This window comes from Butyrivibrio sp. VCB2006, from assembly GCF_000420945.1.
In the GTDB taxonomy this organism is placed as follows: Bacteria; Bacillota; Clostridia; order Lachnospirales; family Lachnospiraceae; genus Butyrivibrio.
Map to the genome: position 1 here is coordinate 255,835 of NZ_ATVX01000005.1, position 24,648 is coordinate 280,482.

General features: G+C 42.2%; 20 protein-coding genes, 7 tRNA genes and 1 riboswitch. Of the genes, 21 read left to right on the forward strand and 6 right to left on the reverse strand.

The window, feature by feature from the left end; genetic code table 11:
* Positions 1 to 70 precede the first annotated feature (70 nt).
* The 13 genes from G613_RS0106935 to G613_RS0106995 all read left to right on the forward strand — a co-directional run bounded on the left by G613_RS0106935 (position 71) and on the right by G613_RS0106995 (position 6,806).
* On the forward strand, positions 71 to 1,219 hold the full coding sequence (locus G613_RS0106935) for a THUMP domain-containing class I SAM-dependent RNA methyltransferase (protein WP_029231974.1): 1,149 nt from the start codon (positions 71 to 73) through the stop codon (positions 1,217 to 1,219).
* Between the two features lie 6 nt (positions 1,220 to 1,225).
* On the forward strand, positions 1,226 to 2,278 hold the full coding sequence (locus G613_RS0106940) for an N-acetylmuramoyl-L-alanine amidase family protein (protein WP_029231975.1): 1,053 nt from the start codon (positions 1,226 to 1,228) through the stop codon (positions 2,276 to 2,278).
* The gene (locus tag G613_RS0106945) at positions 2,275 to 2,898 is read left to right on the forward strand and encodes an XTP/dITP diphosphatase (RefSeq protein WP_029231976.1); all 624 of its coding nucleotides are present in this window, start codon (positions 2,275 to 2,277) and stop codon (positions 2,896 to 2,898) included. The genes G613_RS0106940 and G613_RS0106945 overlap by 4 nt, the downstream gene beginning before the upstream one ends.
* Entirely contained in the window at positions 2,891 to 3,373 is a 483-nt protein-coding gene (locus tag G613_RS0106950) for a metallophosphoesterase (protein WP_029231977.1), read from the forward strand. The genes G613_RS0106945 and G613_RS0106950 overlap by 8 nt, the downstream gene beginning before the upstream one ends.
* A 99-nt stretch (positions 3,374 to 3,472) precedes the next feature.
* A tRNA-Pro gene (locus G613_RS0106955) sits at positions 3,473 to 3,547 on the forward strand.
* Positions 3,548 to 3,566: 19 nt separating this feature from the next.
* A tRNA-Gly gene (locus G613_RS0106960) sits at positions 3,567 to 3,637 on the forward strand.
* A gap of 26 nt (positions 3,638 to 3,663) precedes the next feature.
* Positions 3,664 to 3,737, forward strand: a tRNA-Arg gene (locus tag G613_RS0106965).
* Between the two features lie 23 nt (positions 3,738 to 3,760).
* Positions 3,761 to 3,834 (forward strand) — tRNA-His (locus G613_RS0106970).
* Positions 3,835 to 3,947: 113 nt separating this feature from the next.
* A tRNA-Gln gene (locus G613_RS0106975) sits at positions 3,948 to 4,019 on the forward strand.
* Positions 4,020 to 4,062: 43 nt separating this feature from the next.
* Positions 4,063 to 4,135: transfer RNA gene (locus G613_RS0106980), tRNA-Lys, on the forward strand.
* A gap of 48 nt (positions 4,136 to 4,183) precedes the next feature.
* Positions 4,184 to 4,263 (forward strand) — tRNA-Leu (locus G613_RS0106985).
* A 128-nt stretch (positions 4,264 to 4,391) separates the two neighbouring features.
* The gene (locus tag G613_RS0106990) at positions 4,392 to 5,807 is read left to right on the forward strand and encodes an MATE family efflux transporter (RefSeq protein ID WP_029231978.1); all 1,416 of its coding nucleotides are present in this window, start codon (positions 4,392 to 4,394) and stop codon (positions 5,805 to 5,807) included.
* A gap of 27 nt (positions 5,808 to 5,834) precedes the next feature.
* On the forward strand, positions 5,835 to 6,806 hold the full coding sequence (locus tag G613_RS0106995) for a radical SAM protein (RefSeq protein WP_029231979.1): 972 nt from the start codon (positions 5,835 to 5,837) through the stop codon (positions 6,804 to 6,806).
* A 126-nt stretch (positions 6,807 to 6,932) separates the two neighbouring features.
* Here the strand turns inward: G613_RS0106995 and G613_RS0107000 are convergent, their stop codons facing one another.
* Positions 6,933 to 9,692, reverse strand: a complete 2,760-nt coding sequence (locus G613_RS0107000) for a transglycosylase domain-containing protein (RefSeq protein WP_029231980.1) — start codon at positions 9,690 to 9,692, stop codon at positions 6,933 to 6,935.
* 186 nt (positions 9,693 to 9,878) lie between these two features.
* Between G613_RS0107000 and G613_RS0107005 the strand changes: the two genes are divergently transcribed.
* A complete protein-coding gene (locus G613_RS0107005; RefSeq protein ID WP_081647814.1) occupies positions 9,879 to 10,511 on the forward strand; it encodes a YigZ family protein in 633 nt (210 codons plus the stop codon).
* Between the two features lie 47 nt (positions 10,512 to 10,558).
* Here the strand turns inward: G613_RS0107005 and typA are convergent, their stop codons facing one another.
* Entirely contained in the window at positions 10,559 to 12,388 is a 1,830-nt protein-coding gene (typA, locus tag G613_RS0107010; protein ID WP_029231982.1) for a translational GTPase TypA, read from the reverse strand.
* Positions 12,389 to 12,669: 281 nt separating this feature from the next.
* Here typA and G613_RS0107015 point away from each other — a divergent pair, with 281 nt between their 5' ends.
* The 5 genes from G613_RS0107015 (at position 12,670) to hisA (ending at position 18,320) form a co-directional block, all read left to right on the forward strand.
* A complete protein-coding gene (locus G613_RS0107015) occupies positions 12,670 to 14,103 on the forward strand; it encodes a TldD/PmbA family protein (protein WP_029231983.1) in 1,434 nt (477 codons plus the stop codon).
* 13 nt (positions 14,104 to 14,116) lie between these two features.
* The gene (locus G613_RS0107020; RefSeq protein ID WP_029231984.1) at positions 14,117 to 15,391 is read left to right on the forward strand and encodes a metallopeptidase TldD-related protein; all 1,275 of its coding nucleotides are present in this window, start codon (positions 14,117 to 14,119) and stop codon (positions 15,389 to 15,391) included.
* A 131-nt stretch (positions 15,392 to 15,522) separates the two neighbouring features.
* Positions 15,523 to 15,694, forward strand: a riboswitch (Lysine riboswitch).
* Between the two features lie 111 nt (positions 15,695 to 15,805).
* Positions 15,806 to 16,696, forward strand: coding sequence for a 4-hydroxy-tetrahydrodipicolinate synthase (gene dapA / locus G613_RS0107030; protein WP_029231986.1), 891 nt, complete (start codon positions 15,806 to 15,808; stop codon positions 16,694 to 16,696).
* Positions 16,697 to 17,452, forward strand: a complete 756-nt coding sequence (gene dapB, locus G613_RS0107035) for a 4-hydroxy-tetrahydrodipicolinate reductase (RefSeq protein WP_029231987.1) — start codon at positions 16,697 to 16,699, stop codon at positions 17,450 to 17,452.
* Between the two features lie 73 nt (positions 17,453 to 17,525).
* Positions 17,526 to 18,320: a phosphoribosylformimino-5-aminoimidazole carboxamide ribotide isomerase gene (hisA, locus tag G613_RS0107040; protein ID WP_029231988.1), complete on the forward strand. Its 795-nt coding sequence runs from the start codon at positions 17,526 to 17,528 to the stop codon at positions 18,318 to 18,320.
* A gap of 170 nt (positions 18,321 to 18,490) precedes the next feature.
* Here the strand turns inward: hisA and G613_RS0107045 are convergent, their stop codons facing one another.
* The gene (locus tag G613_RS0107045) at positions 18,491 to 18,691 is read right to left on the reverse strand and encodes a cold-shock protein (protein ID WP_013281837.1); all 201 of its coding nucleotides are present in this window, start codon (positions 18,689 to 18,691) and stop codon (positions 18,491 to 18,493) included.
* 275 nt (positions 18,692 to 18,966) lie between these two features.
* Here G613_RS0107045 and G613_RS0107050 point away from each other — a divergent pair, with 275 nt between their 5' ends.
* Positions 18,967 to 19,254 carry a YerC/YecD family TrpR-related protein gene (locus tag G613_RS0107050; RefSeq protein WP_029231989.1) on the forward strand — a complete coding sequence of 96 codons (288 nt, stop codon included), beginning with the start codon at positions 18,967 to 18,969 and terminating at the stop codon, positions 19,252 to 19,254.
* 72 nt (positions 19,255 to 19,326) lie between these two features.
* On the opposite strand, the gene G613_RS17940 is transcribed toward G613_RS0107050, so the two are convergent.
* The 3 genes from G613_RS17940 to G613_RS0107065 form a co-directional block, all read right to left on the reverse strand.
* The gene (locus G613_RS17940; protein WP_029231990.1) at positions 19,327 to 19,809 is read right to left on the reverse strand and encodes a bactofilin family protein; all 483 of its coding nucleotides are present in this window, start codon (positions 19,807 to 19,809) and stop codon (positions 19,327 to 19,329) included.
* A gap of 16 nt (positions 19,810 to 19,825) precedes the next feature.
* Positions 19,826 to 20,608 (reverse strand): murein hydrolase activator EnvC family protein, encoded by a 783-nt coding sequence (locus G613_RS0107060; protein ID WP_029231991.1) that lies wholly within the window; start codon positions 20,606 to 20,608, stop codon positions 19,826 to 19,828.
* A 145-nt stretch (positions 20,609 to 20,753) separates the two neighbouring features.
* Complete coding sequence (locus tag G613_RS0107065; protein ID WP_029231992.1) at positions 20,754 to 23,207, reverse strand: GH36-type glycosyl hydrolase domain-containing protein; 2,454 nt, start codon at positions 23,205 to 23,207, stop codon at positions 20,754 to 20,756.
* A 397-nt stretch (positions 23,208 to 23,604) separates the two neighbouring features.
* Here G613_RS0107065 and G613_RS0107070 point away from each other — a divergent pair, with 397 nt between their 5' ends.
* Positions 23,605 to 24,633 (forward strand): LacI family DNA-binding transcriptional regulator, encoded by a 1,029-nt coding sequence (locus tag G613_RS0107070; protein ID WP_029231993.1) that lies wholly within the window; start codon positions 23,605 to 23,607, stop codon positions 24,631 to 24,633.
* The last annotated feature ends 15 nt before the right edge of the window (positions 24,634 to 24,648 follow it).

The window sequence follows — 24,648 nt, forward strand, 5'->3', positions numbered from 1 at the left end:
TTTTTATGTTATAATGATACGGATTGTAAGTTAGTTTTTGTTTTGGTGAAAAGGTAGTAGAAAACAGTTTATGAAAAAGATGGAACTTATAGCTCCTTGCCATTTTGGTTTGGAAGCAGTATTGAAGAAAGAAATAATAGATCTTGGTTATGATATCACTGAATCTGTGGATGGAAGAATAACCTTTGCAGGAGACGCTGATGCGGTTTGCCGCGCAAATATCTGCCTTAGAACGGCTGAGAGAATTCTGATTAAGGTTGGGAGTTTTCATGCGGAGTCTTTTGAAGAGCTGTTTCAGGGAGTTAAGAATCTTCCATGGGAAGAGTTTATTCCTGAGAGAGGTAAGTTCTGGGTAAAGAAGGCATCCAGCGTTAAGAGTAAGCTCTTTAGCCCCTCAGATATTCAGTCTATTGTTAAAAAAGCCATTGTTGAGAGGATGAAGCAGAGCTATCATACCGACTGGTTCAAGGAAGATGCAGAGAGCTTCCCTATCAGAGTATTTATTATGAAAGACGAAGTTACGGTGGCTCTTGATACAACCGGTGATTCTCTCCATAAAAGGGGATATCGTAAACTTGAATCCAAGGCTCCTATTGCTGAGAATTTGGCTGCGGCTCTTATAATGCTTACTCCTTGGCATGCGGACAGGATTTTGGTTGATCCTTTCTGTGGTAGTGGAACGATTCCGATTGAGGCTGCAATGATGGCAGCAAATATCGCTCCGGGTATGAACAGACATTTTACTGCTGAGAGCTGGACTCACATTATTACACCTCAGAACTGGCAGGATGTCCGGGACGAGGCTAGAGATGAAATTGACACCGGTGTGGAGACAGATATCCAGGGTTATGACCTGGATCCTGAGATGGTGGAAATAGCCAGAATCAATGCCAAAAAAGCCGGAGTAGAGAATATGATTCACTTCCAGGCGAGAGATATTGCTGATCTTAGCCATCGTAAGAAATACGGCTTTATTATAACAAACCCGCCTTACGGCGAAAGAATCGGTGAGCAGGGCGAATTGCCGGCACTTTACAAGACCATTGGAGCAAGGTACAAAGAGCTTGATGCCTGGTCTATGTATTTGATAACAGGCTTTGATCAGGCCGAGAAGTATATTGGCAAAAAAGCTGATAAGAACCGCAAGATATACAACGGTATGATAAAGACATATTTTTACCAGTTTATGGGACCTAAACCTCCTAAAAGGAATGGATGAGAATAAATGAATAATGCTGATATGAAAAAGATGCTGATAAGGGCATCGATATTTACTGTTCTTTCCGTAACTATGATGTTACATAGATCAGCCACCAAGCATATTCTCATAACCGATGCTGCAGGTCAGGATGTGGACAGAGAGTTTAGCAGCGAGTCCTATAATCTTCTGATAGATAGAAATGTATCTGACAGGCAGGCCGGTAAGCTCACTATTCCTCTGTCAAAGAGTGTAAGCTCAGATGATATCGTTATGGAAGACCGATATATGGATCATGAGCTCAGAATTTACATCGATGGCAGGGAAGAAGGTTTTTATCTTGATAATGCAGTTGTTTCCGATCTGGATATATTCGAGGATGCAATCTGCATTACAGAGAATGAAACCGGCAGTGTTTGTCTTGATTTTAAGCTGGATGGCATATATGCAAATGAAAGCTCTTTAACAGAATCCAGCACTATCGAAGTCAGGTTTTTTAAACCCAGTGAGGAATATGATAGGGTGGTTGTGATTGATCCTGTTTGTGGCGGTAGTGAGGCCGGCAGTTCTTTTGACAGAATTTCGGAAAAAGATATAGCGCTTAATGTGGCACTTGCGCTTAAGGCATCCACTGACAAGGATGAGAACAACGACATTAAATTCTATTACACAAGGTTGTCAGATGTATCTACTGATGATGACAAGAGGCTTAAACTTATAGAGGATACTGAGGCTGATCTGGTGGTTAGAATTGATGCTGATACATATGCTGATGGTGCTGATGGCATCAGGGCATATTATAACGACGAATTCTTTTTAAGAAGCCTTAATAATGCTGAATTTGCAGGAAATCTGGCAAATGCATGTATGAGCAGCGCGGGAACCGGAATAGTAGGAATCTATCCGGAGTTTGAGGATGATGCGATTCTTTCACAGGCTAAGGTTCCGGCTGTAAAAGTTTCTGTTGGTGCTTTAAATGGCAGCGCAGATCACAACAGGTTACAGGATAAGACATATATAATGAAGCTTTCATCCGGTTTATATCAGGGAATAATGGATGCTTTTGAGGAGATGAAATGAGAATAGTTTTTGCTACAGGTAATAAGGGTAAGTTAAAAGAAATTCATAAAATACTTGGGGATCTTGGCATGGAGATATTGTCTATGGCTGAAGCAGGTGTTGCGGACGATATAGAGGAAACCGGAACAACTTTTGCTGAAAACTCCATGATCAAAGCAAAGTCAGTTCAAGGAAGCCTTAAGAAACGTAATTCCCAGGACGACAGTATTGTTCTTGCTGACGATTCCGGACTTGAGGTTGATTATTTAAATGGTGAACCGGGTATTTATTCAGCGAGATATATGGGAAAAGATACATCCTATGATATCAAGAATCAGGCTATTATCGATAAACTCGAAGGAGTGCCTGAGGATGAGAGAACAGCAAGATTCGTATGTGCAATTTCCGCAGTATTCCCTGATGGAAGGGAATTTAGCTTTTTAGGTAAAATGGAAGGCCATATTGCTCATGAGATTGCAGGAAGCAATGGCTTTGGCTATGACCCGATCTTCTTCCTCCCTGAATATGGCAAGACCAGCGCTGAATTATCTGCTGATGAGAAGAATGCAATAAGCCATAGGGGCAAGGCTCTCAGGGAGATGGAAGAGGTACTTCGAAAGGAACTTGGGACCAATGCATAAGTATCTTGTGGTTAGTGATACTCATGGAAGAGATCAGAATTTTTATGATGTTCTTGATATTGAGGAGCCTTTGGATGGAATAATCCATTGCGGAGATTTTGAAGGTTCAGAAGAAAAATTTGCTTTGGCGGCCAATTGCCCTGTATATTTTGTGGCAGGCAATAATGATTTCTTTTCCGACCTCAATAGAGAGCTTGAATTTGAACTGGATGGTCACAACTTTTTTGTAACTCATGGACATCACTATTATGTAAGTATGGATTATGAGAGTATTAAGAGTGAAGGAATTGCTAGAGGAGCAGATATAATTCTTTTTGGACACAGTCATAAACCTGTGGCAAAAGAAATTGACGGAGTATATCTTTTTAATCCTGGAAGCTTATCTTATCCAAGACAGGAAGGCCGAAGACCCAGCTATTTGCTGCTTTTCATCGATGATGATGGTAAAATAGAATATGAAATAAAGTACTTATAAATACGAAAAAAAACTTGTGAAAATAGTGTTGACATATGCTCTCAAATCGTTATATAATACTTCTTGCGTTACGGCAAAAGGCAATAACGAATAACAAATCGGGGTGTGGCTCAGTTTGGCTAGAGCACCTGCTTTGGGAGCAGGGGGTCGCAGGTTCGAATCCTGTCACCCCGACTAACGTAACGCAACACTTGCGGGTGTAGTTCAATGGTAGAACACCAGCCTTCCAAGCTGGATACGTGGGTTCGATTCCCATCACCCGCTCTAGTGAATTTATTTCACTTAACCGTGTGTCCGTAGCTCAGCTGGATAGAGCAACGGCCTTCTAAGCCGTGGGTCGGGGGTTCGAATCCCTTCGGGCACACTTTTATTTTAGCTAAAAATATGGTGGCTATAGCGTAGTTGGTTAACGCGCCAGATTGTGGTTCTGGAGATCGAGGGTTCGAGTCCCTCTAGCCACCCTGAGAATTAGTGCCGATGAGAATCGGCGTTTTTTCTTGAATATGCCTCTTAAATGGCATAAAATTATAATTGTAGAAGCTCCAGCTAAATGTGGCTTAAGCTCTTACGATCTTGGGCTATCGCCAAGCGGTAAGGCACAGCACTTTGACTGCTGCATACGACGGTTCGAATCCGGCTAGCCCAGCTAAGCGATGGATTTACTACGTCGCTGTTTTACAATGAAATATGGGATACTAGCTCAGGTGGTAGAGCACTTGACTTTTAATCAAGTTGTCGGGGGTTCGAATCCCCCGTGTCTCAGTAATAATCCCTAGCTTCTTAGGAAGATAGGGATTTCATTATTTTTATGCGGATATGGCGGAATTGGCAGACGCGCTGGATTTAGGTTCCAGTGGGCGACCGTGCAGGTTCAAGTCCTGTTATCCGCAGCATAAGAGGGTTATTCGTGGGTTCACGAATAATCCTTTTTTATTATGAATTAGGAAACTGATAACAGGTCTTGAAGCTTTATAGTTTCTTTATTGTATGTGTCTGATTAGGGTGCTATGGTGTAAATATGGGAAACGAAACGAAGACTATAGAAAAAAATAAGATTACCGAAGGCTCCATATGGAAGAATATGCTGGGATATTTCTGGGCCCTTCTTTTGGGGGCTTTTTTCCAGCAGTTTTATAATACGGTAGATGCGATTATCGTAGGTAAGGCTGTTGGAAGTGACGCCCTTGCGGCTGTTGGCGGGTCTGCCGCTATGGTAGTTAGCCTGTTTGTCGGATTTTTCATGGGATTATCCTCGGGCGCGACTGTAGTTATAGCGCAGTTCTATGGTGCTGGCAGGAGAGAAGAAGTTAAAAAGGCGGTACATACTGCTATTGCCATGTCCATCGCTGGAGGCGCTCTGATAACCATTATTGGCTTTTTTATCTCGAACTGGATAATTGGTGTTATGAAGACTCCTGTGGAGGTAATTGAGGCCTCTACGGTCTATTTGAGGATATACTTCGTTGGGATGATTGCTAACCTGATTTATAACATGGGAGCCGCTATTTTAAGAGCAGTCGGTGACTCCAAAAGACCACTGTATGTGCTGATAATAAGCTGCTTTGTGAATATCGTTTTAGATGTCTTTTTTGTTATTGTACTTGGCCTTGGAAAGCTTGGTATCACTCAGGGCGTTATAGGAGTAGCGGTAGCCACTGTGATGTGCCAGGTCATAAGCGCAGTGATAATCGTAGTGATGCTGATGCGCAGCGAAAATTCATACAAACTGATTCTTAGGGAAATAGGCATTGATGGTCAGATGCTGTCTAGAATTATTAGAATTGGATTTCCCGCAGGCGTTCAGACAACTATGTATACCCTTTCTAACATCCTGATCCAGGCTTCTATCAATGAGTTTGGCAAGGATGCGACTGCAGCCTGGGCGGCATACGGAAAAATTGATGTTCTCTTTTGGATGACAATCAGTTCTCTGGGAACTTCAGTAACTACTTTTGCGGGACAGAATTTCGGAGCCGGCAAATACGACCGCGTGCGCAGCAGCACGAGGCAGGGATTTATAATTGCTTCAATTATTACCATACCTCTTAGTATAGTATTGTATTTCTGGGGCAAGGGCTTTTTGTATGTCTTTGTTAATGATGAAAATGTTATCAATATAGGAATACAAATGATTAAGTTTCTTGCACCATTTTACTTTATGTACATTGGAGTGGAGATTTTTTCCGGTGTCTTAAGAGGAATGGGATCAGCTCTGGTGCCGATGCTTATTACCTTAAGCGGAATATGCCTTCTCAGAGTATCCTGGATACTCATCGCATTTCCTGTGAACAGAACTATAGAGATGGTGGAAGTAAGCTACCCGATTACCTGGATGACAACTTCAGTTCTTTTTCTTATTTACTATGTCTACTATGTAAGAAGACATAAGATAAAGGGAACTGCTACTGATCGTAATAAAGAGATTTCGAAATAAGCAGGTTAGCTTATTAGGTATATTTTTATGACAAGTGGTGACAAGGATTTTACAGAATATAAGAATTGCCGGCTGTGCCCAAGAAAGTGCGGCCTAGACAGGACTGTGGCTACAGCCTTTTGCAGGGAAAAGAGTGATCTGCATGTGAGCAGGGCGGCGCTTCATATGTGGGAAGAACCCTGTATTTCCGGAAATAATGGCTCCGGAACAGTGTTTTTTTCAGGCTGCAACATGGGGTGCGTTTTTTGTCAGAATAAGGCCATCAGCAGAGGCCAGGTAGGTAAGTATATTTCCGTAGACAGGCTCGTGGATATCTTTTTTGAACTGGAAGATAAAGGGGCTAATAATATCAACCTGGTGACCGGGGATATGTTTGTCCCCACCATTAGAGTAGCTATAGAGAAGGCCAGAAACCGAGGGATTGGAATTCCATTTCTTTTTAATACATCATCATATCTTGAGCTCCAGACAGTTAAGAGCCTTGACGGGCTTATTGACATATATCTTCCGGATTTTAAGTACATCAGGGAAGAGGATGCGGTCAGATATAGTAAGGCTCATGGATATGTGGATGCTGCCAAAAGAGCTATTGATGAGATGGTCAGGCAGTGCCCAGAATGTATCTTTGAACGTGAGAAACGCTTAGATGTTTCTAATGCTATAGAGCCCCAAAAAGATACGACAAATGATACTGAGATAATGAAGAAGGGGGTAGTAGTAAGACACCTTCTGATGCCCGGAATGCTAATACAGGCTAAAATGATTGTTCGCTACCTCTATGAAAAATATGGGGACAGTATTTATATCAGCCTAATGAATCAGTTCACCCCCAACGGAGAACTGTCAGAGTATCCCGAAATCGACCGAAAGGTATCTGATAGGGACTATGACAGCCTGATAGATTATGCGGCCCAAATAGGTGTCGTAAATGGCTTTATGCAGGTGGGCGAAACATCCAAGGAAAGCTTTATCCCCGAATTTGATTGCTACGGTGTTTGAAAAGCCGCGTTCCTGATCTGATGGGCAGAAGCGGAGCTTGGCAAACGATGGTGGAGGGGATAATAAAAAGGCTTAGAGATAAGGTGGTTACCTTTCTCTAAGCCTTTGTGATTGTTTGGGAATTTATTAGTTGCCGGCAGAAACGTCTGCGGGAACTTCGTTAACTACTGATTCTGTCTGCTGAGCAGGAGCAGCTTCGGCAGGTGCTGCCTCGCCTGCGGCTTCTGCGGCTGCGGCTTCTGCTGCGGCCTGGGCTGCCTGTGCAGCTGCTACAGCAGCGGCTTGTTCTGAAGCGATGATACCTTCGATTCCTGGCTGAGTCATGAACTCAACTGTATGATGACAGGTGTTGAGAACTCGGACTTCATTGCCTTCCTCATCAGTAACTGTAGTGTAAGCAGAATTGCCTGGAGTGTAATTTACAAATCCGGACTGGATTGCTGCTGGTACTTCTGGGGTAAGTTCAAATACACCGGCTGTCTTGAATGGACAAAGCTCTGTTGCTGGGCATCCGTCTATACCGCACATTGTTCCCTGATAGTGAACATCACAGCTTTCGGTAGGAATTGTGCCTTCTTCAAAGTACTCATTCATAAGTGTTCCACTGCAAAGTCCCTCTATTGGCTGTTTGCCTGATCTTGAACATACTGTTCCGACTACAATACCGGATGGCATTGAGAAGGAAGATGCCGGAAGATTCTCATGTACTCTGGACATTACCTTTCTCCACATTGTCTTGGAGAGGTTCTTTTCAGCTGAATCCTTCATGCTTACGTTGTTGTCGTAACCGGTCCAAACTGTGGCTGTGTAGTAATTGGTGTAGCCTGCAAACCAAACATCTTTATAGTCTGTGGTTGTACCGGTTTTACCGGCAATAGCAGTTGTTCCAAAGTTAACTGAAGTAGCAGTTCCGGAAGTAACAACATCCTGCATTGCACTAGTTAAAAGAAAAGCTGTAGTTTCTTTTAATACACGCTTAGTCTTGGCTTCTGTATTATCAAGGATTACATTGCCATCATGGTCCACAACTTTTGTATAAAGCTTGGGCTCTACGTAAACACCACCATTTGCAATAGATGCGTAAGCGGCATTAAGTTCGTAGTTCTTAACACCGTAGGTAAGTCCACCAAGAGCAGTAGACTGCTGAATGTCTGAGTAAACCTTACCATTGATGGTCACACCGTCTGTGAGGGTTGTGAATCCAAAGTTCTTGAGGTAATCATAACCAAGCTGAGGTGTGATAAGGGTAAATGCCTCAACGGCAATAACGTTCATGGAATCCTTAATAGCCGTTCTTACAGTATTAAGACCTCTGTATTCTGATCCCCACCAGTTTTTTACGAGGGTACCGTTATCGTAAGCAAACGGAGCATCATTAAATACTGTTGCAAGAGTAAGGCCTGCGCTATCTATACCGGGAGCATAGGTTGAAAGAACCTTAAAGGTTGAACCTGGCTGACGGTAGGAGTCGGTTGCTCTGTTAAGGGTTCTGCTGGCTGTCTTCTGACCACGACCACCTACAAGAGCTACAACGTAACCTGTACTCTGCTCCTCTACAGATATTGAAACCTGTGGCTGAGGAGTAAGTGTATATTTCTCACCAAGCACGGTGTCGCCTTCGTTCATAACAGCGGCCTTGTAGTTCTCTATAGCCTCCTCGGCAGCTTCCTGAGAAGAGTAGAGCATATTGAAACCTGTAATGCTCTGCTTGTAATAGGACTGGAACATCTCACTACTGTGGTTGGTAACTGTACCATCAGCTGCCTGAACAGACAGTTCGTAGCTAAGAAGCCATTTTGTGCCGGAAGGATAGTTCTCTTCATTCTGGAATACATCATCACAGATAGCCTGAATTTCAGGATCCTGAGTTGAATAAATCTTGAGACCGCCACTGTACAAAAGAGTGTAGGCCTGAGTCTCGTTGTATCCAGCCTCTATGAGATCATCCAAAATGTCGTTGGTCAAAGCGTCGACAAAGTAGGAGTTGATGGTAGAGTCGCCACCGGTCTCCTGGTTGACGTTCTGAATTCTTGAATATACATCATCTGTCATGGCTGTATCATACTCAATCTGAGTAATGTACTCGTGCTTGAGCATGTTGCCTAAAACTTTTTTACGTCTCTCAGCGTTCTTGTCCGGATGAGTAATAGGATTGAAACGGCTGGGGTTCTGAGTAATAGCAGCAATAACAGCTGACTCTGAAATGTTAAGTTCACTACAGGACTTGTTGAAATATCTAAGTGAAGCAGCCTGAACACCAAGTGTATTGGAACCAAGGTTGATGGTGTTGAGGTAGTTAAGGAGAATATCCTCCTTGCTCATGCTTTTTTCAAGCTGTACAGCCAAATACTGTTCCTGAATCTTACGCTTTACCTGCTGGATTTTGCTCTCATCGGTCCAACCTGAGAAAACGTTGTTCTTAAGGAGCTGCTGAGTAATTGTACTGGCACCCTGTGAGAAATTACCTGAGGTAAGTCCTACAACACCGGCTCTTATGATACCCTGAATATCGATTCCGTTATGTTCATAGAATCTCTCATCCTCGATAGCTACGAAGGCTTTACCAAGGTGATCCGGAATCATGTCCCAGGTTACAGGGATACGGTTTGAATCCGTTGAAACCAGCTTGGCTATCTGGTTGCCATCAGTGTCATATACGAAGGTTGAAAATCCCTTAGGTGTAACGCTGATATTACTGATGTCAGGAGCGGTGTCTCTGATACCATTGAATACACCGATTCCGGCGCTGGCACCGATGATAACGCCGCCTATAATGAGCGATAATATGATATAGAAGCCAAAAAGACTGATCTTTTTGCCCCATTTATTAGTACCGGAGTTAAGGGCTCTTGCCTGTTCTACGATACCTCTTTTTCCATAATTCATAAGTAATCCTCGCTAAACATATATGCTGTCATATTGATTAAATGATATATAGCATGCGATAAAAATCCATACTACAACACCTTATTATAACACCTGCGCCCTAGGAAAGTAAAATTTCGGGTTTGTCAGGTACGTCTATAGGCTTATACAGGTGAAAAATATTAGTCTCGTGTTATAATAATGCTCATGAGCGAAAGAGAATCTTTTAAGATAACAATTTCAGAAGGATGCGGTGAAATCGTTGAAAAGAAATCCCGCTTTATTGCAAATGTATTCCCTGTGGAAACTCAGCAGCAGGCTGAGGAAAAGATAGCAGAGATCAGCAAGAAATACTGGGATGCCAGACATAACTGCTATGCCTACGTAATCGGAGTAAATGGAGAGAATACCAAGTGCAGTGATAACGGAGAGCCTTCAGGTACAGCCGGTAAGCCGATTTTGGAAGTAATAAACGGAGCAGGTCTTACCAATACACTGGTTATAGTCACCAGATACTTTGGCGGAGTTCTTCTGGGAACCGGAGGTCTTGTCCGTGCCTACACCCAGTCCGCCCAGGCAGGTATTGCGAACTGTCAGGTAGGAGAGAAGGTTCTCTCTCAGAAACTGACTCTTAAGGTTGGCTACAATATGATCAACAATGTGCAGTATTACCTTTCTCAGAACGAAATCTCTATTGCAGATTCCCGCTACGAGGCTGATGTTCAATTCGATATCTGCGTCCGTGACGCTGACAGACAGCGCATCTGCGACGGGCTTGTCCAAAAATGTGAAGGACAGATTGAAATCGTTGAGGGCGATAAAGGATATTACATATTATAAAAATAACTGCCGGTGTAAAACACCGGCAGTTTTATATTGGTCAGTAATTATTTCTTGAAGCTTGCACGCTTTCTAAGTGTAGGATCAAGAATTCTCTTACGGATGCGAAGGCTTGTAGGTGTTACTTCAAGGAGCTCGTCTGTGTCGATGAATTCGATACACTGCTCAAGAGACATAACACGAGGTGGAACAAGTCTAAGAGCTTCATCTGAGGCTGATGTTCTTGTGTTAGTAAGGTGCTTGGTCTTACATACGTTAACCTCAACGTCCTCACTCTTACCACTGGTTCCGATTACCATTCCGGAGTAAACCTTGTCACCTGTCTTGATGAAGAGCTGTCCACGGTCCTGAGCATTGAAAAGACCATAAGCTGTAGCTTCACCAGTCTCAAATGCGATAACAGAACCAGTCTTACGATAGTTCATATCTCCCTTGTATGGAGCATATCCATCAAAAATAGTATTGATGATACCATTACCCTTTGTATCTGTCATGAACTCACCTCTGTAACCGATAAGTCCACGTGAAGGAATGTTGAACTCAAGACGAGTATAGCCACCATTTCCGGCACCCATGTTTACAAGTTCGCCCTTACGCTCACCGAGCTTCTGAATAACTGAACCAGAGAACTCATCAGGAACATCAATGTAGCATTTCTCCATTGGCTCAAGCTTGTGGCCGGCTTCGTCTGTGTGGTAGATAACCTCAGCCTTGCTGACTGCAAACTCGAAGCCCTCACGACGCATTGTCTCGATAAGAACTGAGAGGTGAAGCTCACCACGTCCTGAAACCTTGAAAGTCTCTGTTGTATCTGTATCCTCAACACGAAGTGATACGTCTGTGTTGAGCTCTCTATATAATCTGTCACGAAGGTGACGGCTTGTTACATACTTACCTTCCTGACCTGCAAGAGGAGAGTCATTAACAATAAAGTTCATTGAAATTGTTGGCTCTGAAATCTTCTGGAAAGGAATGGCAACCTGATTATCAACTGAGCAAAGAGTGTCACCAATCTTGAGATCTTCGATACCTGAAATAGCAACGATAGAACCAATCTTGGCTTCCTGAACTTCTACTCTTCCAAGTCCATCGTACTCATAGAGCTTGCTGATCTTGGTCTTGATACGTCTCTCAGGCTCGTGGTGGTTAACAACAACAACTTCCTGGTTAACCTTAACGATACCATTATCAACCTTACCTACACCGATACGACCAACGTACTCGTTGTAGTCGATTGTGCTGATAAGTACCTGTGTGCTGGACTCTGGATCACCAACAGGTGCTGGAATATAGTTGATGATTGTATCCAGAAGAGGCTTCATATCTGTGCCCTGCTCTTCGATAGAAAGAGAGGAGGTTCCAGCCTTAGCTGAAGCAAATACGAATGGGCAATCAAGCTGATTGTCATCTGCTCCAAGATCCATGAGAAGTTCAAGAACTTCATCGATAACTTCCTTAGGTCTTGCCTCAGGTCTGTCAATCTTGTTAACACAAACGATAACAGGGAGTCCAAGGTCCATAGCCTTACCAAGAACGAACTTAGTCTGTGGCATTGGCCCTTCAAAAGCATCAACAACAAGAATAACGCCGTTAACCATCTTAAGAACTCGCTCAACCTCACCACCGAAATCAGCGTGGCCTGGAGTATCAATGACGTTGATCTTGATATCTTTATATGTGATAGCTGTATTCTTAGACATGATTGTAATTCCACGCTCTTTTTCGATATCGCCGGAATCCATTACACGCTCAACAACTTCCTGACCTGCACGGAATACACCGCTCTGGCGGAGAAGTCCGTCTACAAGAGTTGTTTTACCATGGTCAACGTGGGCAATGATAGCTACGTTTCTTACATCATTTCTAGTCTGCTTCATAAATTTCTTTGTCTCCTTAATATAGAAAAAACACATTCACTATTTTCAAACTAACGCATTATAGCACGCACTTTTTTGTTATTCAATATCTTTTTATTATGCCGTAATTAAATGTTGATAAAAATTCACAGAATAACCGCAGATTTCTGCTGAAAATTCCTTGTGTGACATTGCACCAACATATATAATGAAGTCATTCGTTGGCTTTGACGGTTTAAACAGATAAAACATAAAAACGCCAAAGCGGATGGTAGAGGAATATATTGTAAAGGGGAAATGGTATGAAAGCGAAGTTTTCAGAGTATTTAAGCACTATTGCTCCGGGCATTAAGCAGCTGATCGCTGAGCTGGGTAAGAACTATGACTATGTCAGTGTTCTTTCAACAGATTCTGTAGGATTCAGTATGGCGGCGTCCCAGAGGGTTAAGAGTATTAGTGCAAACACACTTATGGTGGAGAGAGGAAACGTTGTGAGAGTCTATAAAGATGGCCTATACAGCGAGTACTCTTTTAACCTGTTTGACTGCGAGAATGTGGCAGAGAAGGCTGGCAAGATCAAGAAAGTTCTTGATAAGCAGCTTGCAGTATTAAAGATGGCAAAGACGGAAGTTTACAACACAGATAAGCTCTCTGATGAGCCTCAGGAGCTCTTTGTTGAGATGGAGACCACAGATCTTCCAGAGGAGACAGATCTTGATGCACTGATCAAGAAGTTTAAAGAGTTTAGTGATAAAGGAGCTGCTCTTTCGGAGGAAATCATTGATTGTAATGTAAGAGGAGAATCTACTCATGTTAGCAAGATGTTCCTTACAGCCAATAAGGATCTTCGTCAGAGCTATGTTCAGTCCACTGGCGCAGTTATAATATTTGGATCCAGAAATGGCAAGACAGATAACGGCTACCAGGCGATTTCTGACAGAGAAGGTCCTGCAATCTTCGATGGTCTGGAAGATCTTATCAATGAATCATTCAGAGAACTTAATGACTGCCTTGGCGCAGAGCATGTTGTCCCTGGTGAGTATGATGTTGTCACATCTCCTGAGGTTTCGGGACTTATTGCCCACGAAGCTTTTGGCCACGGCGTTGAGATGGATATGTTTGTTAAAAAGAGAGCGCTTGGTCAGGAATATATTGATAAGCGCGTTGGATCTGATCTTGTTTCAATGCATGAGGGAGCTCTTGTATGTAAAGATACATCCAGTTATGCCTTTGATGATGAGGGAACTCTTGCTGGAGACGTAATAGAAATCGATAAGGGTATTCTTAAGACTGGCGTATGTGACGCTCTTTCTGCCCTCAGGCTTGGTACAAAGCCTACAGGAAATGGTAAGAGACAGAACTTTGAGCATAAGGCTTATACCAGAATGACAAACACTATGTTTGACAGCGGCAACAGCACCAAGGAAGAGATGATTGCTTCTATTGCAAAGGGATACCTTTTGGAAGGCTTCAACTCAGGTATGGAGGATCCTAAGCACTGGGGAATTCAGTGTATCATTTCAAGAGGCTATGAGATTATTGATGGTAAGCTGACTGGCAAGGTCGTTGCGCCACTTGTACTTACAGGCTATGTGCCAGATCTTCTTGGCTCAATTTCTATGGCAAGTAAAGACTACGTTTCATTTGGAAGCGGAATGTGCGGTAAAGGCCATAAGGAATGGGTTAAGACTGCAGACGGCGGCCCATATCTTAAGTGCAGAGTAAGACTTGGCTAAGCGGGAGGATGACATGACAGATAAGATTATTGAATTATTAAAACAGTCTGGTGCTGATGCCTGGAGTGTTACAGATAAAGTTACAGAGGGCTGGGAGTTTTATTTTATTAAGCACCAGCTGGATCAGAACAGAGTTCGCGATGTAGAACATATCACTGTAGAAGTTTACAAAAAGATTGCAGATGGAAAGTTCATCGGTAAAGCTTCTGAGGAGATTGCTCCAACTGCTTCATTAGAGGAAGCAAAAAAAATTATTGATGCGCTGTGTGTAAGAGCTACTTTTGCTCCAAACCCATACTACGAGCTGAATAAAGAAAAGGTAGAGGTTGAAAACAAACCTATCGACGTTCCTAAGATGGCACAGGATTTCATTGAAGCCCTGCAGCAGGTTCCTGAGACATCAGGTGAGGATATCAACTCTTATGAGATTTTTGCTGAGAGCAATAAGAGAAGATATGTAAACTCTGAGGAAATTGATGTTACAGTTACATATCCTAAGTCAATGGTAGAGGTTGTTGTTAATGCCAGAAACAAGGAACATGAGATCGAGCTTTACCGTATGTATGAAGCCGGAACCTGTGATAAGGATCATCTGGTAAAAGAAATCTCTAATACCCTTAAGTTTGGTAAAGACAGACTGGATACAAAGCCTACTCCAAATCTTTCAAAGACAACAGTTCTTTTTTCTACTAACGATGTTGAGCAGATCTATAAGTGGGCTGCAATGAATATGCATGCAGCATATAAGTACATGGGCTACTCCAAGTGGGAACTTGGCAAGGAAGTCTTTGAGGACGTAAAGGGAGACAAGCTTACTATCAAGGCAGTTAAAGAACTTCCAAATTCTGCTAATAACAGTGCAGTGGATTCAGAAGGTGCTGTTGTCAAAGATATGTACCTCGTTAAAGACAATGTGCCAGAATGCTATTGGGGCGATGTACAGTTCCGCTATTATCTTGGCGTAAAAGATTCCTACATCGTGGGTAACTTCACAGCAGAGGGCGGAGAGTATACAGAAAAAGAGCTTAGAAGTGGCAAGTACCTCGAGCCAGTTGAGTTCTCTGACTTTAGCGTTAATCCAATAACCGGAGAGATTGCTGGAGAAATCCGTCTTGCATATCTCCATGACGGCGACAACGTAACAGCAGTTAGCGGAGGCTCTGTATCAGGAAATCTTAACGAACTTATGAAGAATGTAAGATTATCCAAGGAACTCAAGCAGTACAACAACATTGTCGTTCCATCAGTTGTTAAGATTGAAAATGTGACCATTTCCGGAGCGGAATGATAGAAGTAAACATAAGATGCTACTGTTCAGTTTCTTGGACAGTAGCACATAATGCGCACTTTATTGGAAAAAGTGCAATTGTATTGACAAAAACTTGACACAAGTTGTACTATTTAAAAAACAAACATAAGACTTTAGATAGAGGTTGCGTATTTAATGAGTAACTTTGCAAATGCGTCAGGCGCAGGAGAAGCAAAGCGAAAGGTGAATATGCCGAAAGGTTTGGGGCCTGAACTCCAAATGCTTGGGCATGCAGTTAAGAGCTGCATGACTGTCATCGTAAGATGGGGCGCTATCAAGTTCATTCTTATATTTTATGTTATATTGGGAATGGAATAGTATTTGCGGCTCATCAGATTTATCTGTTGAGCCTTTTTCTTTAGTCGGTTTATATCAAAGGAGGATATTGATATCATGGCAATTTTTAAGGGAGCAGGAGTAGCAATTGCAACACCGTTTAATCAGGATGGATCAGTTAATTATGAGGAATTCGCAAGACTCATAGAGTTCCAGATTGCAAACGGAACAGACGCCATCATAGTATGTGGCACTACAGGCGAGGCAGCAACCATGTCAGAAAAAGAGCACATGGAAGTAGTTAAGTTCTGTATTGATAAGGTTAACAAGAGAATTCCTGTAATTGCCGGAACCGGTTCAAATTGCACACAGACAGCAATTGAGCTTTCAAAGCTCGCAGAGGAATATGGCGCAGACGGCGTTTTGTGCGTAACTCCATATTACAACAAGGCTACTCAGGAAGGCCTTTATACTCACTTTAGTGCTATTGCAGATGCCATTAATATCCCTATTATTCTTTATAATGTTCCAAGTAGAACAGGTTGTAACATCCTTCCGGAGACTGCAGTAAGGCTTTGCCGCGACAAGAAGAATATCGTTGGTATCAAGGATGCTACAGGCAATATCGCCCAGACTTCCAGAATGATGCAGCTTGCAGATGGATGCATTGATCTCTATTCAGGTAATGATGATGAAATAGTTCCAATCATGTCTCTTGGTGGACTTGGAGTTATCTCAGTTCTTTCAAACGTAGCACCACAGCAGACTCACGATATCTGCCAGAAGTGCCTTGACGGAGACTTTGCTGCAGCAAGAAAGCTTCAGTTTAATGCTATTCCTCTTGTGAAAGCTCTTTTCTCAGAGGTTAATCCAATTCCTGTTAAGAGCGCTCTTAAGATGATTGGTTTTGAGGCTGGTCCACTTCGTCTTCCACTTACAGAGATGGAGCCTGCTCACCAGGAAGTTCTTAGAGATGAGATGAAGAAGTACGGACTGGAGGTGCGCTAAATGACAAAAATGATCATGCACGGCTGCAATGGCCGTATGGGACATGTTATTGTAGATCTGGTAAAAGAGGATGCTGATATTCAGGTAGTTGCAGGTGTTGATGCTTTTGGCGAAAACACTTATGATTTTCCTGTGTTTAAAAGCCTTTCAGAATGCAACGTGGAAGCAGATGTCATCGTGGATTTCTCAAATGCATCTGCAGTAGAGGGACTTCTTGATTATGCTGTAGCGGGGAACGTACCGGTTGTTTTATGTTCAACAGGGCTTTCTGAGGAGCAGCTTTCCAAGGTAAAAGAGGCATCTTCCAAAGTTGCAGTTCTTCGCTCCGCAAACATGTCAGTTGGTGTTAATGCACTTCTTAAGGTACTCAAGGAAGTGGCGCCGTTATTTGCAGAGGCTGGATTTGATATTGAAATAGTTGAAAAGCATCATAATCAAAAGCTCGATGCTCCTTCCGGAACAGCTATTGCACTTGCTGATGCAATCAATGATGCATTTGATGAAAAATACGAATATACTTATGACAGAAGCCAGAGACGAGAGAAGAGACGTCCTAAGGAAATTGGTATCTCAGCTGTAAGAGGTGGAACAATTGTCGGCGACCACGATGTTATTTTTGCTGGTCTCGACGAGGTTGTAACTCTTTCTCACAGAGCATATTCAAGAGCCATTTTTGGAAAGGGCGCTATTCAGGCAGCCAAGTTCCTTGCGGGAAAGAACCCCGGAATGTACGATATGGCTGATGTACTGGCGTAATTTATGATGATAGGCGGTTTTCATGTATAATAGTGAAAACCGCTTTAATTTTATATATGGAAGGATAAATCAAATGAGGTTTAGACCCTGTATAGACATACATAACGGAAAAGTTAAACAGATTGTAGGCAGCAGCCTTATAGATGAAGGAGATAGAGCAAAAGAGAACTTTGCCTCCACAAAAGGGGCTGATTTTTATGCTCGGATGTACAGAGAACTGGGGCTTTCCGGGGGACATATTATTCTCCTTAATCCGGTAGAGAGTCCATACTATGACATTACCAGGAAACAGGCACTGCTGGCCCTTTCTGCAACTCCTGGCCTCCTGCAGATCGGAGGGGGAATAAATCCGGATAATGCAGCAGATTTTCTTGATGCCGGAGCGTCCCATGTTATTGTTACTTCCTACGTATTCAAAAATGGCAAGATCAGTATGACTAATCTCAAAAAGATGGTAAAAACAGTGGGAAAAGAAAGACTGGTTCTTGATCTGTCCTGTAAGGCAGCATGCGATGATGATAAGAAAACTAATAAGTATGTTGTAGTTACAGACCGTTGGCAGAAGGAAACTTCTGTAGAATTAAATGCTGACACTCTCGACGAGTTATCTGAATACTGCGATGAATTCCTTGTCCATGCGGCAGATGTGGAAGGCAAGCAAAACGGTATAGAGGAAAATGTTGCGAAGATTCTGGGAACTTGGGCAAAGAAACCAATTACCTATGCCGGTGGAGTTCACGATCTTAAAGACATTGAATTATTAAAGCGCATTGGCAGTGGAAAGGTCGATGTTACCGTAGGAAGTGCGCTGGATATTTTTGGCGGCGAACTTAAATTTAAGAGTGTGTTAGATGCATGCAAAGCGTGAATAGTTGATTGAAAATGACAGTAACCCAATCGCTCAAAAAAGCCATCCGATTAAATCGGATGGCTTTTGTTGATTAATCATTGTTACAATCTTGCGAATTCAAAATATATATCTATATTAGAATAAGGCACTATGTAGTCTGATTAATTAGCCTTTAACTCACCTGTGAATCAAAGCTTGTTTACGTTTACGGCCTGAGGTCCCTTTTCGCCCTGGATTACATCATACTCTACAGAAGCGCCCTCTTCGAGAGACTTGAAACCTTCCATGTTGAGTCCTGAATAATGTACGAATACATCATTTCCAGCCTCGTCAGAGATGAAGCCGTAACCCTTCTGGTTGTTGAACCACTTAACAGTACCTTTGTTCATTGTAATACCTCCACTAAAAATAAAAAAATAATCGTTCTGTTGTCCACGACAACATATTAATGCTAACACATAAAAATCCAAAAGTAAAGGTAATTAATTGTTTATACGCGCATATTTTACGCAAAAATATAACATTTTGAGGTATTTTTACGATTTACGGAATTGAGTACTTTACTTTACTAGTTCAGAGTGATAAAATGTTTAAGCACGAAAGTATTATTATCGGAATACAGATTAATTATGGCGAAAAAAATATTATTAAGGAGACTTCTAATATGAACAAAAAGATTAGGACAGATGCAGTTGATCACCTGTTTAATGCAATACTATGCCTCCAGAACAAGGAGGAGTGTTATAGCTTCTTTGAGGATCTTTGTACAGTAAATGAGCTTCTTTCTCTTTCACAGAGATTTGAAGTTGCTTCTATGCTTAGAGACCATAAGACTTATCTTGAGATTGCAGAGAAAACCGGCGCTTCTACAGCGACAATTAGTAGAGTTAATCGTTCACTTAACTATGGCGATGACGGATACGAGCTTGTGTTCGAGAGAATGCAGGACTGATTAACGATTGTATTTTTGTGTAAAAAGAGAGCCTTGCGCATTCGGATGGATGCGTAAGGCTCATTTTGTTTATCATTTTTTCTTGTTATTGTCGTCTTTCTTTTCTTCTTTTTTCTCTTCAGAGCTCTTTGATTCTTCTGAAGCTTTATCAGATGCAGCTCTTTCTTTGGCAACTGATGCAGAACTCTTATCGAGATTTGCCATGTCACATCTGCCCTGGAAAACCGCGTTCTCATCGATGATGATTCCTTTGCAGGTTACATCTCCGATTACCTTTCCGGTATCACTGATTTCAACCTTTCCTTGAGGGGAAGAAATATTTCCGTTTACTTCACCGGCAATATAAGCATTGAGACAAGAAACAGTTCCTGTAATCTTAGCTTCCTGACCTACGATAAGTGCGCCGCTAACAGATACGTTTCCTTTTATGGTTCCGTCTATTCTGGCAGAATCCTTGGTTGTAAGGGGACCTTCTATAACCGCACCCGGTCCGATGATGGTTCCAACCTGCTCCAGTGATGGATCAAGTGAAGTATCCTTTTTACTTCCGAACATATACTTTTTCCTCCATTTATCCATTTATCTCAATTAGTGTTTCTGGATTTATATATTCATCGTCCTGTTGAATCTGATAACCAAGAGTGGTGTTATCCTCGCCAACAACGAATAATATGTCGCCTCTGTCAATTGAATCGCCTTCGGAAACAAGAGGGTTACCTGAATTTCTATATATAGAAACGTAGCCGTTTCCGTGATCTATAGATATTAGGTTTCCGAATTTGGCATCGCTTGTGACAGTAGTAACTGTTCCTGATCCGGATGCTATAACGTTGCTGCCTTCACCGGCCGCAAATATCATAATAGCATTGCCTGTTGCGCTGTCTTTGTTGTCGTCTGTAAGTTCAGTAACAGTAGTAGCAGTTGGATCGTCAACTGCATTTGTCATAGATGCTGTTCCTGAAAGAGGGAAGCCGGATGGAATAGCAAGTGCTTCCGCTTCCTCAGCAGAGGACTGTTCATCCTCAATTCTCTTATTGATTGCGGCAGATAGCTGTTCGATTTCTGTTTCCAGTTTAGTGTTCTCAGCGGATAAGGTAGTGCTTTTCTGCGTGAGTTCTTCAATCTGCGCCTTCTGCTGAGCTTCAATATCCTTCAGTGCATTTATAGTCATGGCGGAATAGATAAAATAGCAAACAAGAGCCAATACTATAATGAAGCATGTATACGCCAATACCTGGGTTTTGAAGTGGTTTAAATGAAGACGCTTTGTGCTGCCGTCAGAATCCCCCGAGATGATCATAAAAGTATAATGCCTTTTATGTCTGTGTTTCTTAGGTTTTATTTCTTTACCCATAATAACCTCGCATTACTTTTTCTCACCCTCAAGGCCTAATTTTAACATAACAACCGTCATTTATGCAATACTTACAAAAATAGCCACGGAATACACGGATTCCATGGCTATTTCACCCCTCATAATGTTAATCGCATATAGCGGATCAACCCATTTCAGCTACTACTGTGTATTCTTTTACACCAGCCTCGTAAGGAATAACGTTACCAGATACTTCCTTGCCATTTACGGTAAGCTTCTTGATGCCCTTCTGAGCGCCGTTCTGCTTAACGCTGATGTTATATACAGCATCGCGATATTTTCTTGTAATCTCGAAATCACCAAATCCTTCAGGGATACAAGGATTGATTGAGAGACCGTTATGTGTAGGATATACACCCAAAATGTACTGTGAGATATTAACAAAAGTCCATGCTGCAGTACCTGTGAGCCAGCTGTTCTTGCCCTGGCCAAAGAACTTAGCATCTCTTCCTGCAACCATCTGTGAATATACATAAGGCTCAGTGCAGTGAATTTCACTGATGTCCTCGATATAAGCAGGACAAGTTTTTTTGTAAATCTCGAAAGCTCTGTCACCGTGACCAAGAACTGTCTCAGCAATTGATACCCAAGGATTGTTGTGGCAGAAGATACCTGCGTTCTCCTTGTATCCTGGTGGATAAGAAGAAACCTCACCGAGTTCAAGGTGATACTTGGTGTATGCAGGCTGAAGGATCATTACGCCATACTTGGTATCAAGTCTCTCTTCAACACTCTTAAGTGCTTTCTCTGCAAGACCTTCCTTAACACCGATGCCTGCAAGTACGCAGAAGCCCTGAGGCTCGATGTAGATCTGGCCTTCTTCACACTCTTTTGATCCAACCTTGTTGGAATATGCATCATAAGCACGAACAAACCATTCGCCGTCCCATCCGGCTGTGATAGCTGCCTGGTAAACCTTGGCAATCTCTTCACGTGCTCTCTTAGCTTCAGCGTCATCTCCGAGAAGTTCTGCAAGCTGAGCGTACTCTTCACCGTATTTAACAAACATACCAGCGATGAATACTGATTCAGCAACAGGTCCCTCAGAAGGCCCGAAAGTCTGGAATGATTCACCAGGGTGCTCTGAGAAGCAGTTAAGGTTCAGACAGTCATTCCAGTCAGCGCGACCGATAAGTGGAAGACCGTGAGGACCCTTGTGAGTTGCTGTGAAATCGAAGGAGCACTTAAGGTGTCCCATGAGTGTCTTAGCAACACTCATATCATTATCGAATGGAACCATTTCTTTTAATATAGAAAGGTCACCTGTTTCTCTTACATATGCACTTGTTCCTGCGATGAGCCAGAGCGGATCATCATTGAAACCTGAACCGATATCTGAATTACCCTTCTTGGTAAGTGGCTGATACTGGTGGTATGCACTACCATCCTGGAATTGAGTGGAAGCTATATCAATGATACGCTGTCTTGCTCTGTCCGGAATAAGGTGTACGAAACCAAGAAGATCCTGGCAAGAATCTCTGAAGCCCATTCCACGGCCGATTCCTGATTCATAATAAGAAGCAGAACGTGACATGTTAAATGTAACCATGCACTGGTACTGGTTCCAGATGTTGACCATACGATCAACCTTCTCATTAGAAGATGAAATATGATAATTGGAAAGAAGCTCTTTCCAATAGTTCTTGAGTTCTACAAGTGCAGCATCTACAGCAGCCTCTGTCTTGTATGCTTCGAGCATCTTAAGAGCAGGTTTCTTGTTAACTACACCCGGAGCTTCCCACTTGTCATCCTCGGGATTCTCGATATAACCAAGAACGAAGATGAAAGTCTTGGACTCGCCAGCTGCAAGATCAATGTTGATCTGGTGAGAAGCGATAGGTGACCAGCCACTTGCTACAGAGTTGGTGCACTTGCCCTCTGCAACTACGTCAGGACTATCTGGTCCGTTGTATGCGCCAAGGAAAGCATCTCTGCTGGTATCAAAACCATCAACTGCAGAGTTGACACTGTAAATAGCGTAGTGGTTACGTCTCTCTCTGTATTCTGTTTTGTGGTAGATTGTAGAACCACCATCTGTAACTTCTACTTCACCTGTGCTGAGATTTCTCTGGAAGTTCTTCATGTCGTCGTCTGCGTTCCAGAGACACCACTCAACATATGAGAAAAGAGATAACTTAGCTGCGGTTTCTTTATTATTGGTAATAGTAACCTTGGAAATCTCACAGTTATCATTCATAGGAACAAAGGTGAGAACTTTAGCTTCCACGTTGTTCTTGCTGGATGTAAATGTGCTGTATCCAAGACCATGACGGCACTCATACTGGTCAAGTGCTGTCTTGACAGGCTGCCAACCCGGATTCCATACTACGCTGCAGGCGGAATCTGTGTTGTCCTTAATATAGAAGTACTTACCATTATTATCGTATGGAACGTTGTTGTAACGATATCTGGTGAGTCTCAGCAGTTTGGCGTCCTTGTAGAATGTGTATCCACCACATGTGTTGGATATCAGTGAAAAGAACTCTTTGTTGCCGAGGTAGTTGATCCATGGCAATGGAGTCTTGGGTGTGGTGATGACATACTCAAGGGCTGCATCATCAAAGAAGCCGTATTTCATATAAAACCTCCCAATACATATAAATAAACTTAAACGTTTTCGGAATTTCTAGTGACATTATATATGCTAAATCCATATAATGCAACAAGAAAAAAATAAAGTTTAAAGTCGCATAAATACTGGGGATGAGACAATAGCTTCCAGTGAAACCGGTATCAAAATATCAATGAATATAAGTTTACGAAACACTATCGAAAACGTTTAATAAAATTTTTATGAATATAAACTGGAATTTATAAAAGTGTATGAAAAAGCGACAATGATTTTATAAAAATGTACCAAAAGTATAAAACATGCACAAAAAAATATAAAAACATATTGCTTTTGGGGTAATAATGTTGTACTCTGAAACTACGAAAACGATTTAGTAACAAACAAGGCGCAAACGGTAAATAGAATGGTGTCATTAAAAGATATTTCTAAGGCTTGTGGAGTATCCGTTGCGACAGTATCCAAGGCACTTAACGATCATAGTGATATCAGCCAGGAGACCAAGAAACATGTCAGAGAGGTGGCTGAGAAGCTTGGATACAGACCAAACGCTGCAGCACAGGCTCTTAAGACGAACAAAACAAATAATATTGGCGTCCTCTTTGTTGATGAAGCTAATAGCGGACTTACACATGACTATTTCAATCATGTTCTGGACAGCTTCAAACGCACAGCTGAGGAAAACGGCTATGACATAACCTTCATCAACAGTGGTAATAAGAGACTAAACAACATGTCCTATTTATCACACGCGATATACAGAGGTTTCGATGGAATCGTGATTGCCTGTGTGGATTTCTCAGATCCTCAGGTAGATGAACTTATAAAGAGTGAGATTCCGGTGGTTACAATTGACCACCTGTTTTACAACAGAACAGCAATAATGTCTGACAATGTAAATGGAATAAATGAACTTGCCACTTATGTATATGAGCAGGGACACAGAAGAATAGCTTATATACATGGTAAAGAGTCCGGAATGGAATCTTCGGTAACAAAAAGCCGACTTTCAAGTTTCTACAAGACATTACAGGATTTTGGAGTTGAGATTCCTGATGAATATGTTCCGGCAGTTCCATACAGAGATACAGATGCAGCTTATGAAGCGACTAATAAGCTTCTTGATTTAAAAGAGCCGCCAACGTGTATTTTTTACCCAGATGATTTTGCAGCTTTCGGCGGAATAAATGCTATTAGAAAAAGAGGTTTACGAATTCCGGAAGACATCTCAGTCGTGGGGTATGACGGTATTGAGATCGCCAGAAGGATAAGCCCAATCCTGACTACTATGGTACAGGACACTGAACAGATTGGATTGCTTGCTGCTTCTAAGTTGATTGATCTTATCAATAATCCCAAGGGGACAATCGTTGAACAGGTTGTAGTAAAGGGGAATATTGAGATGGGAGAGTCAGTAGCAAGAATTAGCCAGTAAATAAAAGGGAGAGTA

Bases quoted from the DNA above. Each gene is read 5' to 3' on its own strand.
- G613_RS17940 (WP_029231990.1), bottom strand. From the start codon at position 19,809: ATGTTCGGAAGTAAAAAGGATACTTCACTTGATCCATCACTGGAGCAG.
- G613_RS0107070 (WP_029231993.1), top strand. From the start codon at position 23,605: ATGGTGTCATTAAAAGATATTTCTAAGGCTTGTGGAGTATCCGTTGCG.
- typA (WP_029231982.1), bottom strand. From the start codon at position 12,388: ATGAAGCAGACTAGAAATGATGTAAGAAACGTAGCTATCATTGCCCAC.
- G613_RS0107060 (WP_029231991.1), bottom strand. From the start codon at position 20,608: ATGGGTAAAGAAATAAAACCTAAGAAACACAGACATAAAAGGCATTAT.
- G613_RS0106935 (WP_029231974.1), top strand. From the start codon at position 71: ATGAAAAAGATGGAACTTATAGCTCCTTGCCATTTTGGTTTGGAAGCA.
- G613_RS0106940 (WP_029231975.1), top strand. From the start codon at position 1,226: ATGAATAATGCTGATATGAAAAAGATGCTGATAAGGGCATCGATATTT.
- G613_RS0107005 (WP_081647814.1), top strand. From the start codon at position 9,879: ATGAGCGAAAGAGAATCTTTTAAGATAACAATTTCAGAAGGATGCGGT.
- G613_RS0107015 (WP_029231983.1), top strand. From the start codon at position 12,670: ATGAAAGCGAAGTTTTCAGAGTATTTAAGCACTATTGCTCCGGGCATT.
- G613_RS0106990 (WP_029231978.1), top strand. From the start codon at position 4,392: ATGGGAAACGAAACGAAGACTATAGAAAAAAATAAGATTACCGAAGGC.
- G613_RS0107065 (WP_029231992.1), bottom strand. From the start codon at position 23,207: ATGAAATACGGCTTCTTTGATGATGCAGCCCTTGAGTATGTCATCACC.
- G613_RS0107020 (WP_029231984.1), top strand. From the start codon at position 14,117: ATGACAGATAAGATTATTGAATTATTAAAACAGTCTGGTGCTGATGCC.
- G613_RS0106995 (WP_029231979.1), top strand. From the start codon at position 5,835: ATGACAAGTGGTGACAAGGATTTTACAGAATATAAGAATTGCCGGCTG.
- G613_RS0107000 (WP_029231980.1), bottom strand. From the start codon at position 9,692: ATGAATTATGGAAAAAGAGGTATCGTAGAACAGGCAAGAGCCCTTAAC.
- dapB (WP_029231987.1), top strand. From the start codon at position 16,697: ATGACAAAAATGATCATGCACGGCTGCAATGGCCGTATGGGACATGTT.
- G613_RS0106950 (WP_029231977.1), top strand. From the start codon at position 2,891: ATGCATAAGTATCTTGTGGTTAGTGATACTCATGGAAGAGATCAGAAT.
- dapA (WP_029231986.1), top strand. From the start codon at position 15,806: ATGGCAATTTTTAAGGGAGCAGGAGTAGCAATTGCAACACCGTTTAAT.
- G613_RS0107050 (WP_029231989.1), top strand. From the start codon at position 18,967: ATGAACAAAAAGATTAGGACAGATGCAGTTGATCACCTGTTTAATGCA.
- G613_RS0107045 (WP_013281837.1), bottom strand. From the start codon at position 18,691: ATGAACAAAGGTACTGTTAAGTGGTTCAACAACCAGAAGGGTTACGGC.
- hisA (WP_029231988.1), top strand. From the start codon at position 17,526: ATGAGGTTTAGACCCTGTATAGACATACATAACGGAAAAGTTAAACAG.
- G613_RS0106945 (WP_029231976.1), top strand. From the start codon at position 2,275: ATGAGAATAGTTTTTGCTACAGGTAATAAGGGTAAGTTAAAAGAAATT.